The organism is Nocardioides sp. Z21_20 (assembly GCF_059766585.1).
Genome location: NZ_JCBAJX010000006.1, coordinates 217,608 through 232,328 on the forward strand (window position 1 = coordinate 217,608; position 14,721 = coordinate 232,328).

Sequence of the window (14,721 nt, forward strand, 5' to 3'; positions counted from 1 at the left end):
GCACGTCATTGTCCCACCGGACCCTGACGTCCCAGACCAAGGAGCAGACGAATGCGCGTGTTCACCACCCTCGACGAGGTCGCCGCCGCTGTCGGCGAAGAGCTCGGCACCACCGAGTGGGTCGAGATCGACCAGGACCGGGTCGACAAGTTCGCGGAGGCCACCGGCGACCACCAGTGGATCCACGTCGACGTCGAGCGCGCGAAGCAGGGGCCCTTCGGCGGCACCATCGCCCACGGCTACCTGACGCTCTCGCTGGTCCCCTGGCTGGGCACCCAGGTCTTCGACCTGGCCACGCCCGGCGCCAAGCTGAACTACGGCGTCAACAAGGTGCGCTTCCCCAACCCCGTGCGGGTCGGCTCCCGGGTGCGGGCCACCGTCTCGGTCGCCGACGTCACCGACCTCCCGGCCGGCAAGCAGCTGACGCTGAAGTACGTCGTGGAGATCGAGAACGAGACCAAGCCCGCCTGCGTCGCCGAGACCGTGGTCCTGCTCCTGCCCTGACCCGGACGCACGACCGCCGTCGCGCAGGCTCCTCTCGGAGCGTGCGCGACGGCGGTGGTGACCGGCTCTGCGGTGCGCCCGGTCAGGAGATCCGGTCGATCACCAGCGGCTGGGGCGTGTACGACGCCGCGTCACCGATGTCGTAGCCGCCCTCGAGGCTGGCCAGCGCCCGCTCGAAGCGGTCCGGCTCGTCGGTCAGCAGGGTGAACAGGGGCTGGCCCTGCTCCACCCGGTCGCCGGGGCGGGCGTGCCAGACCACACCGGCGCCAGCCTGGACCGGGTCCTCCTTGCGACCGCGCCCGGCGCCGAGACGCCAGGCCGCCAGGCCCACCGCCATCGCGTCGAGCCGGGTCAGCGTCCCGCTGACGGGCACCGTGACGACGTGCTCCTCGCGGGCGCGCGGCATCGCTGCGTCGGGGTCGCCGCCCTGGGCGCTGATCATCCGGCGCCAGGCGTCCATCGCCGAGCCGTCGGCGAGCTTGTCGGCCGGGTCGACGTCGTCGCGCCCGGCGCCGGCGAGCATCTCCCGGGCCAGGGCCAGGGTGAGCTCCACGACGTCGGCGGGGCCGCCGCCGGCCAGCACCTCCACCGACTCCGCGACCTCGATCGCGTTGCCGGCCGTGCGGCCCAGCGGGGTGGCCATGTCGGTGAGCAGCGCGACCGTGCGCACGCCCGCGTCCTTGCCCAGCGCGACCATCGTCTCGGCCAGCTCCCGGGCGCGCGCCTCGTCCTTCATGAAGGCACCGCTGCCCACCTTCACGTCGAGGACCAGCGAGCCGGTGCCCTCGGCGATCTTCTTGGACATGATCGAGGAGGCGATCAGCGGGATCGCCTCGACCGTGCCGGTGACGTCGCGCAGCGCGTAGAGCTTCTTGTCGGCCGGGGCCAGCCCGGTGCCGGCGGCGCAGATGACCGCGCCCACCGACTCGAGCTGCTCGAGCATCGCCTCGTTCGACAGCGACGCCTGCCAGCCGGGGATCGCCTCCAGCTTGTCCAGCGTGCCGCCGGTGTGGCCGAGGCCGCGCCCGGACAGCTGCGGCACCGCCACCCCGCAGGCCGCGACGAGCGGCGCCAGCGGCAGCGTGATCTTGTCGCCGACACCGCCGGTGGAGTGCTTGTCGGCGGTCGGGCGGGACAGCGAGGAGAAGTCCATCCGCTCCCCCGACGCGATCATCGCGTTGGTCCAGCGGGCGATCTCGCGACGACCCATGCCGTTGAGCAGGATCGCCATGGCGAGGCTCGCCATCTGCTCCTCGGCCACGGCACCGCGGGTGTAGGCGTCGATCACCCAGTCGATCTGGCTGTCGCTCAGCTCACCCCCGTCACGCTTGGCGGTGATCACCTCGATGGCGTCGTGCTTGCTCACTGATCTCTCCCTTCGAGTGCTTCCGGTCCGAAGGCGTCCGGCAGTACCTGGTCCATCCGGCGGATGCCGGAGACCGTCTGTAGCAGCAGTTCGGGCCCACCGTGCTCGAAGAGCAGCTGGCGGCACCGGCCGCACGGCATGATCACGTCCCCGTCCTCGCGCACGCAGACGAAGTGCGTGAGCCGGCCCCCGCCGCTGGCGTGGAGCTGCGAGACGAGCCCGCACTCCGCGCAGAGCGCCACGCCGTACGAGGCGTTCTCGACGTTGCAGCCGACGACGATGCGACCGTCCGCGACCCGGGCCGCGGCCCCGACCCGGTAGCCCGAGTAGGGCGCGTAGGCCTGCGCCGTCATGGCGCGAGCGGCCTGGCGGAGCTCCTCCCAGCCCGGGTCGGCTGGGTCGGCGCCGTCGGCGGTGCTCATCCCGCCGAGCCCTTGCGGTAGACCTGACCGGCGGTCGCCGGCATCCGCAGCGACTGCGAGGCGAACGCGAGCACGAACAGCGTCGCGACGTACGGCGTCATGCTGGAGAAGTCCGGCGGGATCCGGTCGGTGAGCGCCCACCACACGACGAACACCGCACCCAGCCCGGCGAAGACGACCGCGCGCGTGGAGACACCGGTGCGGCGCAGCTGCAGGGCGCCGAGGATCAGCAGCACCACGCCGACCAGCAGCAGCAGGGCGTGCACCGACTCGCTGCCGCCGCGCAGCTCGAGCGCGGTGGAGTAGCCGAAGAGGCCTGCGCCCAGCAGCAGGCCGCCGGGGCGCCAGTTGCCGAAGATCATCGCGGCGAGGCCGATGTAGCCCAGCCCGCCGGTCATCCCGTTCTGGTAGCCCGAGGAGGCCACCAGGGCCAGGTAGGCGCCGCCCAGTCCGGCGAACATGCCGGAGATGGTGACCGCGATGACCTTGTAGAGGTAGACGTTGACGCCCAGCGACTCCGCGGCGCTCGGGGACTCGCCCACCGAGCGCAGACGCAGGCCGAACGAGGTGTGCCACAGGATCCAGGCGGTGAACCCGAAGAGCGCGAAGACCAGCAGGGTCACCACCGACATGCGGTCGGTGAGGGCGGCCACGACCGAGAAGAAGTCCGAGACGAAGAACCAGTGCCGCTCCTCCATGTCCTTGGCGAACTCGACGACCGGCTCGATCGTGATCGTCGGAGTGCGCGGCAGGGTCGGGGACTGCGTCGGGCCGCCACCGGGCAGCCCGGTGAAGAACGCCTCGGCCAGGAAGCCGGCCACGCCGACCGCGATGATGTTGATCGCGACACCGGAGACGATGTGGTCGACGCCGATGATCACGGTCGCGTAGGCGTGGATCAGGCCGCCGATGGCGCCGAAGAGGATCGCGCCGAGCAGACCGACACCGACCCCGTAGTGGTAGGTGAAGTAGCCGGCACCGAGGGTGCCCGCGATCATCATCCCCTCGAGGCCGATGTTGACCACGCCGGCCCGCTCGCACCACAGGCCGCCGAGGCCGGCCAGCGCGATCGGGACCGAGGAGATGATCGCGGCGCGCAGCGCGCCGGCGGAGTCGATGCCGTCGACCCCGGTCACGATGCGCACCAGGGAGATCAGCATCAGCCCCCCGGCCACCATCAGCATCCAGCGGAGCGGAGTGGAGGTCTTCCACCGCGCAGCGGGGGTCGCGGACCTGTGGGTGAGGCCGGCCGGCGAACGGGTGTCGCTCATGCCTTGACTCCTTCGGGCTGGGCGCTGGCGATCTGCTGCGCGACGCTCTGTTGCTCGAGACGGACCCGGTAGCGCCGCACGACCTCGTAGGCCACGACGACAGCGAGCACGATGATGCCTTGGGTGACCGAGACGATGTCCGGGGAGACCCCGACCAGGATGTTGAGCAGCGCTCCCTGGTCGTTGAGGAATGCGAAGATCAGGGCGCCCAGGGCGATGCCGAGGGGGTGGTTGCGTCCCAGCAGCGCGACCGCGATGCCGGAGAAGCCGAGGCCGCTCTGGAACGACGAGCCGTAGCTGTGCGCCTCGCCGAACAGGACCGGCATCCCGATCAGCCCGGCGATCGCGCCGGAGATCAGCATCGTGACGACGATCATCCGCTTCACGTCCACGCCGGCGGCCTTGGCGGCCGTCTCCGAGGCTCCCGTGGCGCGCAGCCCGAAGCCGAAGCTGGTGCGGCTGAGCACCACCGCGTAGACGACGCCGACCACGACGGCGAGGATCGAGAGTCCGTAGACCTCGTTGGCCGCGTCGGGCAGCAGCGAGAAGCCGCCCACCCAGCTCTCCTCGGGTACCGGCTCGGTGGCCCGCGAGTTGCCCGTGCTGACGCCGACCTTGCGCAGGTAGTACCCGACGAGCAGCCCGGCGATCGAGTTCAGCATGATCGTGGAGATCACCTCGCTGACCCCTCGGGTCACCCGGAGCACGGCGGCGATGCCGGCCCACAGGGCGCCGGCCACCATGGCCAGCACGATCGCGAACACGGTGTTCGCGGCCCCGGGCAGCCAGGCCTCGCCGGCCACGTAGGCCGCCACGAACGAGCCCACGCGGTACTGGCCCTCCACGCCGATGTTGAACAGGTTCATCTTGAAGCAGATGGCCGCGGCGACGCCTGCGAGGTAGAGGATCGCGGCGCCGTTGATGATGTTGGTGAGCTGTCGCGGCTCGGGCCACGCCAGCAGGGTGCGCCAGAACAGCCCGACGTCCGCGTCCGTGCTCAGCAGGATCGCGGAGGCGATCAGCCCGGCCAGCGCGAAGGCCAGCACGGGGGCGGCCAGGTTGAGTCCGATTCGTCGTACGGCGTTCATGGGGTCGGGGACTCCTTGCCGGCTCCGGTCATCGCCGAGCCGAGTTCTTGGGCCGTCACCTGCTGTGGGTCGAGCCGTTCGCTGAGCCGGCCTCGCAGGATCACACGGATGGTGTCGGACAGTCCGATCAGCTCGTCGAGGTCGGCCGAGATGAGCAGGACCGCCAGCCCGCTGCGGCGGGCCTCGCGGATGTGGTCCCAGATGGCGGCCTGGGCCGCCACGTCGACTCCGCGGGTCGGGTGCGCGGCGATCAGCAGGTCCGGCCCGGAGCTCATCTCCCGCCCGACGATGAACTTCTGCTGGTTGCCGCCGGAGAGGGCACGCGCGGTGGTCTCCTCGCTGGGCGTGCGCACGTCGTAGTCGGCGATGATGCGGCGCGCGGACTCGCGGGCGACCTTGCGGTTGATCCAGCCGCGGCTGACCAGCGGCCGGCGGGTCTGGTGGCCCAGGATGCGGTTCTCCCACAGCGGCGAGTCCAGCAGGAGGGCGTGGCGGTGGCGGTCCTCGGGGACCACCCCGATGCCCAGCTCGCGGCGACGCCGCACGGACAGCGCGGTGATGTCGCGCTCGCCGAGGTGGATGGTGCCGCCCGTGAGGCTCACCATGCCCATGATCGCCTCGACCAGCTCGGTCTGGCCGTTGCCCTCGACGCCGGCGATGCCGACGACCTCGCCGGCGTGGACGACGAGGTCCACGTCGGTGAGCACGGTGCGTCCGGTGGAGTCGGTGCAGGTGACCCGGTCGACGACCAGGCGGCGCACGTCGGTGACGGTGGACTCCTCGGTCGCCGGCGAGGGGAGCTCGCTGCCGACCATCAGCTCGGCCAGCTGGCGCGAGGTGATGCCCTGCGGCTTCACCGAGGCGACCGTGGTGCCGCGCCGCATCACCGTGATGTCGTCGGCGATGGCCCGGACCTCGTCGAGCTTGTGACTGATGAAGACGATGGTGTGGCCCTCGGCCTTGAGGGTGCGGAGGTTCGCGAAGAGCGCGTCCACCTCCTGCGGCACGAGCACTGCGGTCGGCTCGTCGAGGATGATGATGCGGGCACCGCGATAGAGGACCTTGAGGATCTCCACGCGCTGCCGCGCACCGACTCCCAGCCGCTCGACCAGCAGGTCGGGATCGAGGTCGAAGCCGTACGCCTCGGAGATCCGCACGATCTCCGCGCGGGCGGCGGCGCCGATGCCGTGCCGCTTCTCCGCGCCCAGGACGACGTTCTCGAGCACGGTGAGGTTGTCGGCCAGCTGGAAGTGCTGGAACACCATGCCGATGCCGTGGTCGATCGCGTCGGAGGGCGAGCTGAAGCTGACCTGCTCGCCGTTCACCTCGATCGTGCCCTCGTCCGGCTTCTGCACGCCGTACAGGATCTTCATCAGGGTGGACTTGCCGGCACCGTTCTCGCCGATCAGCGCGTGGACGGTGCTCTGACCGATCGAGAAGCTCACGTCGTGGTTGGCGACCACGCCCGGGAAGCTCTTGCCGATGCCCTCAACCCTCACCGCAACCGCCCCTGGCGGGACGACCGGCTCGGTCGTGTCTGTCACGAAACTTCCTCCTGTGTGATCCGCCGGCGCGCTGCCGCTGGACGCAGATGGGCCCGGACCGGCCCGCGGGGGATGGCCGATCCGGGCCCGGAACTCACGGGGCAAGAGCCCGCAAGGTGGTGCGCACGATCAGGGTGCCGTGGGAACCTTGATCTCGCCGTTGGCGATCTTCTCGCTGTAGCCGTCGATCTGCTCGGCGATGTCGTCCACGAAGCCGCCGGAGGTCGAGTAGCCGACACCCTCCTTGGAGAGGTCGTACTTCACGAAGCCGTTGGGCACCTCGTCGTTGGCGACCGCCTGGGCGAAGTCGAAGACACCGGTGTCGATGCGCTTGAGCATCGAGGTCAGGATGTGCGCCTTCTGGTCGTCCGAGGCAGTGAGGTACTGGTCGGAGTCGACGCCGATGGCCCACTTGCCGTCCTGGCCGGCGACGGCCTGGAAGAGGCCGAGGCCCGACTTGCCGGCGGCGTGGTAGATCACGTCGACGCCCTTGTCGAGCATGCCCTCGGCAGCGGTGCGAGCACCGGGCGAGTTCTCGAAGCCGCCCTCACCGTCGTCCGGGTCCTGGGTCAGGTACTGGACCTCGACCTTCATCTGCGGGTCCACCGCCTTGACACCGGCGACGTAGCCGGCCTCGAAGCCCTTGATCAGGTCACCGGGCGTGCCGCCGATGAACCCGACGTGCTTGGCCTCGCTCTTGAGCGCGGCGGCCACGCCGACGAGGTAGGAGCCCTCGTTGTCCGCGAAGGTCAGGTCGGCCAGGTTGTCGGCCGGGGCGACCGAGCTGGCGAAGCCGTCGATGACGGCGAAGTTCGTGTCCGGGAACTCGGCGGCGACCTCGGCGGCGGCCGGCGAGTAGATGTAGCCGACGGCGATGATCGGGTTGAAGCCCTGCTCGGCCAGCGTCCGCAGGCGGTTGCCGCGGATGGTGTCGGTCTCGCCGGTGCCGGCCTCGGCCTCGACACAGGTGGCGTCGAGCTCCTCGACGGCCTTCTCCAGACCGGTGTAGGCGGCGTCGTTGAACGACTGGTCGCCACGGCCACCGACGTCGTAGGCGACGCCGATCTTGGGGCCGTCACCGTCGGCGGTCTTGCAGACCGCCTCGTCGCCACCCTTGGAGCCCTTGGCCTCCTTGGTGTCGTCGTCGCCGCCACCACCACAGCCGGTCAGTGCCAACGTGCTCGCCGCGACGACCAGCGTAATCCTGCGAAGCTTGCGCAAGACTCCTCCTCAGTTCCGTATCGGCTCCGCCAGCCGACGAAACCCGTGAGAACAGTAAGCCTCCCCGAGGCGTGTCCGCTGGCGGACCAGATGACTTGCAATAAACGTTACCGACCGGTTATCTTCCCCGGTCGTCCGCCCGCGTGGGGGGCTCTGACGTGGTGGCGCAGGTCACTGCCGAAGATCGGTTCCGACACCGGCCAGGCCCGCGTTCGCGAGCACTCGGGCGGCGATCGGGACGGCGCGCTCGTCGATGCGCAGGTCGCCCTGGTGCAGGTCGTAGGAGGCGCCCCCGGGGGTGCGGGTGCCGAGCCGGGCCATCGCGCCCGGGACCCGGTCGAGGTACCAGCCGAAGTCCTCGCCGCCCAGGCTCTGCTGGGTCGGCACGCGACCGGCTGCGCCGAGCACGAGCTCGACCGCATGGCCGAGCATCCGCGTCGAGTCGGGCTCGTTGACCACCGGCGGGACACCACGCTGGTAGGTCACCTCGGCGCTCACGCCGTACGGCGCGATGATCTGGTCGACCGCCTCGCGTACCAGCCGCTCCGCCTCCCCCCAGGCCACGGCGTCGAGCATCCGCACCGTGCCGGAGACCCGCCCGGAGGCCGGGATGACGTTGCGTGCCGCACCGGCGCGCACCAGGCCCCAGACCACGCTCGCGCCGGCCCGGGGGTCCAGGCGTCGCGACAGGATGGCGGGGAGCTCGGTGACCAGCTTGCCGAGCGCGAAGGTGAGGTCCTCGGTCAGGTGGGGCCGCGAGGTGTGGCCGCCCTTGCCGCTGAGCCGCACGTCGACTGCGTCGGCTGCGCCGGTCAGTGGTCCCTCGCGCAGTCCCACCACGCCGACGTCGAGGCTGGGGTCGCAGTGCAGACCGAAGATCCGGTCGACGTCGTCGAGCCGGCCTTGGGCCAGCACGTCCAGGGCGCCGCCGGGCATCACCTCCTCGGCCGGCTGGAACACCAGCCGGACCCGTCCGGGCAGCAGGCCCGCGGCGTGGGTGGCGGCGAGCGCCAGCCCGGCGCCGAGCAGGCCGGTGACATGGACGTCGTGCCCGCAGGCGTGGGCGACACCGGGCACGGTGCTCGCCCACGGGTCCCCGGTGCGGTCCTCGACCGGCAACGCGTCGAGGTCCGCGCGCAACGCGACCAGGGGGCCGCCGGTGCCGATGTCGGCGGTCAGGCCGCTGCGCGGCAGCAGCGAGACCTCGACCCCGGCCTTCTCGAGGCGCTCGGCCACCAGACGGGTCGTGCGCTCCTCGTGCCACGACAGCTCCGGGTGCGCGTGCAGGTCACGACGGAAGTCGATCAGCTCGTCGTGCAGGTCCCCGATGACGGCGTCGACCATCGCGGTCGCACCAGAGCGGATCGGGAAGAGGGCTGCCATCACCTCCCAGCCTAGTGACATGCAGGAGGCAAGGAGAAACCAACGGCGTGTGGCGATGACAACGCCGACCCGGCGGTCAGCCGTCGTAGGCCGCGAGGATCCGGTCCGCCGCCTCGGGGGCGGCCATCTCGCCGGCCAGCACGGCCCCGCGGATCTCCTCGCGCACCGCGGCCACCGCGGCCGAGCGCCGCAGCCGCTGGTCGAGCTCGTCACGGACCAGCGCCCAGGTGAACTCCAGCTGCTGGCCGGCCCGCTTGCGGGCCAGCCCCCGCTCCCCCAGGTGGTCGCGGTGCGCCAGCACCCGCTCCCAGAGCTCGGGGACGCCGGTGCCCTCCAGGGCCGAGCAGGTCACCACCGGCGGCGCCCACTCCCCCTTGCCGTGCACGAGCCGCAGCGCACCGGCCAGCTCACGGGCGGCCCCGCGCGCCTCGGCCTCGCGGTCGCCGTCCGCCTTGTTGACCGCGATCACGTCCGCGATCTCCAGGATGCCCTTCTTGATCCCCTGCAGCTGGTCGCCGGTGCGCGCCAGGGTCAGGAAGAGGAACGTGTCGACCATGCCGGCCACGGTCACCTCCGACTGGCCGACGCCGACGGTCTCGACGAGCACCACGTCGTAGCCGGCGGCCTCGAGCACGATCATCGCCTGGGTGGTCGCCCGGGCGACGCCGCCGAGCGTGCCGGCCGACGGCGAGGGGCGGATGTAGGCGTTCGGGTCCGCGCCCAGCCGGGCCATCCGGGTCTTGTCGCCGAGCACGGAGCCGCCGGTGCGTACCGAGGACGGGTCGACGGCGAGCACCCCGACCCGCTTGCCCGCCGCGGTCAGCTCGCTGCCCAGCGCCTCGATGAACGTGGACTTGCCGACTCCGGGCACCCCCGAGATGCCGACCCGGATCGCACCCCCGGCGTCCGGGGTGAGCTCCGCGAGGAGCTCACGCGCGGCGGCGCGGTGGTCGACGCGCGAGGACTCGACCAGGGTGATCGCCCGTGACACGTCGGCGCGGCGCCCCGCACGGATCCCCGTGCGGAGCGCTGCCACGTCGACGGCGCGCGAGCGCCGGGCGGGGCTGTCGCCCGCCATCAGTCCGCGAGCTGCGCAGACAGCTTCTCGAGCAGGTCGAGACCGGCCTCGGCGATGACCGTGCCGGGCAGGAAGACCGCGGCAGCGCCCATGTCCTTGAGCGTCTGCACGTCGTCGGGCGGGATGACGCCGCCGATGACGATCATGATGTCCGGTCGGCCCTGCTCGGCCAGGGCTGCCTTCAACGCAGGCAGCAGCGTGAGGTGGCCGGCGGCCAGCGACGAGACCCCGACGATGTGCACGTCGGCGTCGATCGCCTGCTGCGCGACCTCCTCGGGGGTCGAGAAGAGCGGCCCCACGTCGACGTCGAAGCCCATGTCGGCGAAGGCGGTCACCACGACCTTCTGGCCGCGGTCGTGGCCGTCCTGGCCCATCTTGGCCACCAGGATGCGGGGGCGGCGGCCCTCCTGCTCCTCGAACTTGGCGGTCGCCTCCTGCACGGCGGCGAGCTTGCCGTCGCCGGCGTCGGAGGATGCGTCGCGGTACACGCCACTGATCGTACGGATCACCGCCTGGTGACGCCCGTAGACCTTCTCCAGCGCCTCGGATATCTCCCCCACCGTCGCCTTCGCCCGGGCGGCGTCCACGGCCAGCTTGAGCAGGTTGCCGTCCAGCGAGCCACCCTCCTGGTGACCCGCCGCGGCGGAGGCGGTCAGCGCGTCCAGGGTGCGGCGCACCTCGTCGTCGTCGCGCTCGGCACGCAGCCGCTCCAGCTTGGCGACCTGCTGGCGGTAGACGTCGTCGTTGTCGACGCGCAGCACATCGAGCTTGTCCTCCGCGGCCGGGCGGTAGGTGTTGACCCCGATCACCTTCTGCGCCCCGGAATCGATGCGCGCCTGGGTGCGCGCGGCGGCCTCCTCGATGCGCAGCTTCGGGATGCCCTGCTCGATCGCCTTCGCCATCCCGCCGGCGGCCTCGGCCTCCTGGATGTGCGCCCACGCCTTCTCGGCGAGGTCGTGGGTGAGCCGCTCCACGTAGTAGGAGCCGGCCCAGGGGTCGATGACCCCGGTGGTGCCCGACTCCTGCTGCAGCAGCAGCTGGGTGTTGCGCGCGATGCGGGCCGAGAAGTCGGTCGGCAGCGCGATCGCCTCGTCGAGGGCGTTGGTGTGCAGCGACTGGGTGTGGCCCTGAGTCGCGGCCATCGCCTCGATCGCGGTCCGCTGGACGTTGTTGAACACGTCCTGGGCGGTCAGCGACCACCCGGAGGTCTGGCTGTGGGTGCGCAGGCTCAGCGACTTGGGGTTCTTCGGGTCGAACTCGCGCACCAGCCGGGCCCACAGGGCGCGGGCCGCGCGCATCTTGGCGACCTCCATGAAGAAGTTCATCCCGATCGCCCAGAAGAAGCTCAGCCGGGGAGCGAACTTGTCGATGTCCAGGCCCGCGGCCAGCCCGGCCCGGATGTACTCGACACCGTCGGCGAGCGTGTAGGCGAGCTCGAGGTCGGCGGTCGCCCCGGCCTCCTGGATGTGGTAGCCGGAGATCGAGATCGAGTTGAAGCGCGGCATCTTCGCCGAGGTGTAGGCGAAGATGTCGGAGATGATCCGCATCGACGGCAGCGGCGGGTAGATGTAGGTGTTGCGGACCATGAACTCCTTGAGGATGTCGTTCTGGATGGTCCCCGTGAGCTGCTCCGGCTTCACCCCCTGCTCCTCGGCCGCCACGATGTAGAGGGCGAGGACCGGCAGCACCGCGCCGTTCATCGTCATCGACACCGACATCTCGTCGAGCGGGATGCCCTCGAAGAGGGTGCGCGCGTCGTAGATGGAGTCGATGGCCACGCCCGCCATGCCCACGTCGCCGCGCACCCGGGGGTGGTCGGAGTCGTAGCCGCGGTGGGTGGCCAGGTCGAACGCGACGCTGAGCCCCTTCTGGCCGGCCGCGAGGTTGCGGCGGTAGAAGGCGTTGGACTCCTCCGCGGTCGAGAAGCCGGCGTACTGGCGCACGGTCCACGGCTGCGTGGTGTACATCGTCGGGTAGGGACCGCGCAGGAACGGGCTCAGGCCCGGCCAGGTGTCGAGGGCGTCCAGGCCCTCGAGGTGCTCGGGTCCGTAGACCGGCAGGATGTCGATGCCCTCCGGGGAGGGCCAGGGGGAGGTCCCCGGCTCGACGGCCGGCTTCTCCCCGGCCGAGCCGGTGACGGCCCGCTCACCCTCGAGCGGCAGACCCGCGAAGCTCTTCGGAATGCTCATGCCAGCTTGCCTCTCGTCCGGGTGAGGAACGCGAGCGCGTCCACCCCGATGGAACAACTGTCGTCGACCGCGAGCCCGTCTCCGACGGCCTCGGGCTTGCCTGCCAGGACCACCCAGCGGGCTCCGGCCTCGCGCAGCGCGGGCACCAGCTCGCCGGCCCAGGCGGCGTAGGTCTTGTCGGCGCCGGCCAGGCACACCACCGGCTGCCCGGCGTAGGCGGCCAGCACGTCGGCGACCCCCTGGGTCGCTCCGGCCTGCTCCACCCGGATGCCTCCGGCGGCGAACAGGTTGGTGGCGAAGGTGGCGCGTGCGGTGTGCGACGCGATCGTGCCCATCGTCGCCAGGAAGACCGGCGTGCTCGCCGGCTCGTCGCGCAGCGCCTCGAACGGCGCGGCGTAGCGGCGCACCGCGTCCGCGGCCGGGCTGGGCTGGCGCTCGGGCAGCACCTCGTCGAGGTTGGGGAACTCGCTGACGCCGGTGATCGGCCGCTTGCGGCGCGCGATGTCGGCGTCTCGCTTGGCCACCACCTCGTCGATGCGGGCGCGCAGGGAACCGTCGGCCAACGCGGCCTCGATGCCACCGGCCTCCTCGATACGGCCGAACTCCTCCCAGGCCGCGCGGGCCAGGTCGTCGGTCAGCTTCTCCACCGCGTAGGCGCCACCGGCGGCGTCGGTCACCTTGGCCACGTGCGACTCCCAGATCAGCAGGGAGGAGGTGTTGCGCGCGATGCGCCGGCCGAACTCGTCGGGCACGCCGAGGGTCGAGTCGAAGGGCAGCACGGTGATCGCCTCGGCCCCGCCGATGCCGGCGGAGAAGGTCGCCACGGTGGTGCGCAGCATGTTGACCCAGGGGTCGTACTTGCTCATCATCGGGCGGCTGGTCACCACGTGCTGGCGCTGCCCGCCGGCGTCCGGGGACGCGCCGCTGAGCTCGGCCACCCGCGCCCACAGCCGGCGAGCGGCGCGGAGCTTGGCGATGGTGGGGAACTGCTCGTCGGTGGCGGCGTAGCGGAACTCGATCAGGCCGAGCGCCTCGTCGACGCCGATCCCGGCGGCCTCCAGGGCGCGCAGGTACGCCGCGCCGACGGCGAGGCTGTAGCCGAGCTCCTGGCCGTCGGAGGCGCCGAGGTCGTGCACGGCGCTCGCGTCGACCACGAGCCCGAGCACGCCGGCGCCGCGAGCGAGCTCCGCCGCGCGGGCGAGGACCGAGAGGTCGCCCGCACCGGTGCCGCGCAGAGCGGCGGCGACCGGGTCCACCCCCAGGTTCGTGCCCTCGGCCGGTTCCAGGCCGCGCTCGCGCAGTACGGCGACGAGGGCCTCGGCGGCGCCCAGCGGGTCGCCGGGGGCGTCGAGCACGACCGGCGCGAGGTCGAGCAGGACGCCGTCCAGGACGGGGCCCAGCTCGTCGGCGGACAGGCCCTCGCCGAGCGCGACCCACACCGAAGTAGCGCCGTTCTCGAGGTCGACCAGGACCGCCTCGTTGGCCGCCTTGGCCGACGGGCCGTCCACCTGGACGCGGATGTCCCAGCCGGTCTCCGGGCGGGTCACCACCCGTCCACGGGTGAAGGGGGCCGCGCCCGCGTCGCCGAGGGCGGGCAGCCCCGCGACCGTCTCGGCGGTCCCGATCGGGCCGACGGAGATCCCGTCGAGGGTCGTGCGGGAGAGCTTGTCCCACACTGCGGAATCGGGGTCATCGGTGCCCAGGCGTCCCGACTTGCGCAGCACGGCGGCGGCCAGCTTCTCCCACTCCGCCGCACTGTGCCGATCCTCGGGTGACGCCAGCGCGAGCCGGTCCTGCTCGGAGCCAGAGGTCATGGGTTCCACAATAGAACAGCCCTGCACAGCCTCCGCACGAGTCCGAGTCGTGGGGCCGATGGCCGGGGTGACCGGCGGGTAACAAGGCGTATGTCACACCGGCCCACGAGCGGGCACTCGACTAGTGGCGATACTGTGACCTACGTGGCAACCCCGACACTCGTAAAAAGCAGCCGGTCGACGCGCTCCACCGTGGCCCTGAAGATCCTGATGGCCGTCACCGGCCTCATCTTCATCGGCTACCTGCTGCTGCACATGTACGGCAACCTCAAGGTCTTCAACGGCGAGACGGCGTTCGACGAGTACGCCCATCACCTGCGGACCTTCGGGGAGCCGATGCTTCCCTACAGCGGTCTGCTGTGGGCGTTGCGCGTCGTGCTGATCCTCGCCCTCCTCGGGCACGCCTACTCGGCGTTCCACCTGTGGGCTCGGGCGAAGAAGGCGCGACCGAACAAGTACGTCATGAAGAAGGCCGTCGCGGCCACGCTCTCCTCGCGGATGATGCGCTGGGGCGGCGTCGCGCTGCTGCTCTTCGTGGTGTTCCACATCCTCCACCTGACCACGCACACCATCAATCCGGGCGGCAAGCACGACTCGCCGTACCTGAACGTGGTGGAGTCGTTCCAGGTGTGGTGGGTGACCGTCATCTACCTGCTGGCGCTGGTGGCGCTGGGGATGCACCTGCGCCACGGCGTGTGGAGCGCGGCCCAGACGCTCGGCTTCACCAACACCGCCCGTTCCCGCGCCCGCGCGAACTTCGCCGGGGTGGCCGTCGCGGTCATCATCGCCGGTGGCTTCGCCCTGGTGCCCCTGGCCGTCGTCTTCGGCCTCGTTGACTAAG

At 71.4% G+C, this 14,721-nt stretch carries 12 protein-coding genes; 2 read left to right on the forward strand and 10 right to left on the reverse strand.

From position 1 onward, the window contains the following. Positions 1-51: 51 nt before the first annotated feature. The gene (locus AC6EH9_RS12225; RefSeq protein WP_498423470.1) at positions 52-504 is read left to right on the forward strand and encodes a MaoC family dehydratase; all 453 of its coding nucleotides are present in this window, start codon (positions 52-54) and stop codon (positions 502-504) included. An 82-nt stretch (positions 505-586) separates the two neighbouring features. Here the strand turns inward: AC6EH9_RS12225 and AC6EH9_RS12230 are convergent, their stop codons facing one another. The 10 genes from AC6EH9_RS12230 to AC6EH9_RS12275 form a co-directional block, all read right to left on the reverse strand. Further along, positions 587-1,870, reverse strand: a complete 1,284-nt coding sequence (locus tag AC6EH9_RS12230) for a thymidine phosphorylase (RefSeq protein ID WP_498423471.1) — start codon at positions 1,868-1,870, stop codon at positions 587-589. Then, positions 1,867-2,292 (reverse strand): cytidine deaminase, encoded by a 426-nt coding sequence (locus AC6EH9_RS12235; protein WP_498423473.1) that lies wholly within the window; start codon positions 2,290-2,292, stop codon positions 1,867-1,869. Before AC6EH9_RS12235 ends, AC6EH9_RS12230 begins: the two co-directional genes overlap by 4 nt. Then, entirely contained in the window at positions 2,289-3,563 is a 1,275-nt protein-coding gene (locus AC6EH9_RS12240) for an ABC transporter permease (RefSeq protein WP_498423474.1), read from the reverse strand. The genes AC6EH9_RS12235 and AC6EH9_RS12240 overlap by 4 nt, the downstream gene beginning before the upstream one ends. Then, complete coding sequence (locus tag AC6EH9_RS12245) at positions 3,560-4,651, reverse strand: ABC transporter permease (protein ID WP_498423475.1); 1,092 nt, start codon at positions 4,649-4,651, stop codon at positions 3,560-3,562. Before AC6EH9_RS12245 ends, AC6EH9_RS12240 begins: the two co-directional genes overlap by 4 nt. After that, on the reverse strand, positions 4,648-6,195 hold the full coding sequence (locus AC6EH9_RS12250; RefSeq protein ID WP_498423476.1) for an ABC transporter ATP-binding protein: 1,548 nt from the start codon (positions 6,193-6,195) through the stop codon (positions 4,648-4,650). The genes AC6EH9_RS12245 and AC6EH9_RS12250 overlap by 4 nt, the downstream gene beginning before the upstream one ends. Before the next feature lie 129 nt (positions 6,196-6,324). Then, on the reverse strand, positions 6,325-7,416 hold the full coding sequence (locus AC6EH9_RS12255; RefSeq protein ID WP_498423477.1) for a BMP family lipoprotein: 1,092 nt from the start codon (positions 7,414-7,416) through the stop codon (positions 6,325-6,327). Between the two features lie 171 nt (positions 7,417-7,587). Further along, positions 7,588-8,799, reverse strand: a complete 1,212-nt coding sequence (locus AC6EH9_RS12260) for an amidohydrolase (RefSeq protein ID WP_498423479.1) — start codon at positions 8,797-8,799, stop codon at positions 7,588-7,590. A 76-nt stretch (positions 8,800-8,875) separates the two neighbouring features. Further along, positions 8,876-9,877, reverse strand: coding sequence for a methylmalonyl Co-A mutase-associated GTPase MeaB (gene meaB / locus AC6EH9_RS12265; RefSeq protein WP_498423480.1), 1,002 nt, complete (start codon positions 9,875-9,877; stop codon positions 8,876-8,878). Next, the gene (gene scpA, locus AC6EH9_RS12270) at positions 9,877-12,066 is read right to left on the reverse strand and encodes a methylmalonyl-CoA mutase (protein ID WP_498423481.1); all 2,190 of its coding nucleotides are present in this window, start codon (positions 12,064-12,066) and stop codon (positions 9,877-9,879) included. Before scpA ends, meaB begins: the two co-directional genes overlap by 1 nt. Next, entirely contained in the window at positions 12,063-13,880 is a 1,818-nt protein-coding gene (locus AC6EH9_RS12275; RefSeq protein ID WP_498423483.1) for a methylmalonyl-CoA mutase family protein, read from the reverse strand. The genes scpA and AC6EH9_RS12275 overlap by 4 nt, the downstream gene beginning before the upstream one ends. Positions 13,881-14,072: 192 nt before the next feature. On the opposite strand from AC6EH9_RS12275, the gene AC6EH9_RS12280 reads away from it, so the two are divergent. Further along, positions 14,073-14,720, forward strand: coding sequence for a succinate dehydrogenase cytochrome b subunit (locus tag AC6EH9_RS12280; protein ID WP_498423484.1), 648 nt, complete (start codon positions 14,073-14,075; stop codon positions 14,718-14,720). Position 14,721: the final 1 nt, after the last annotated feature.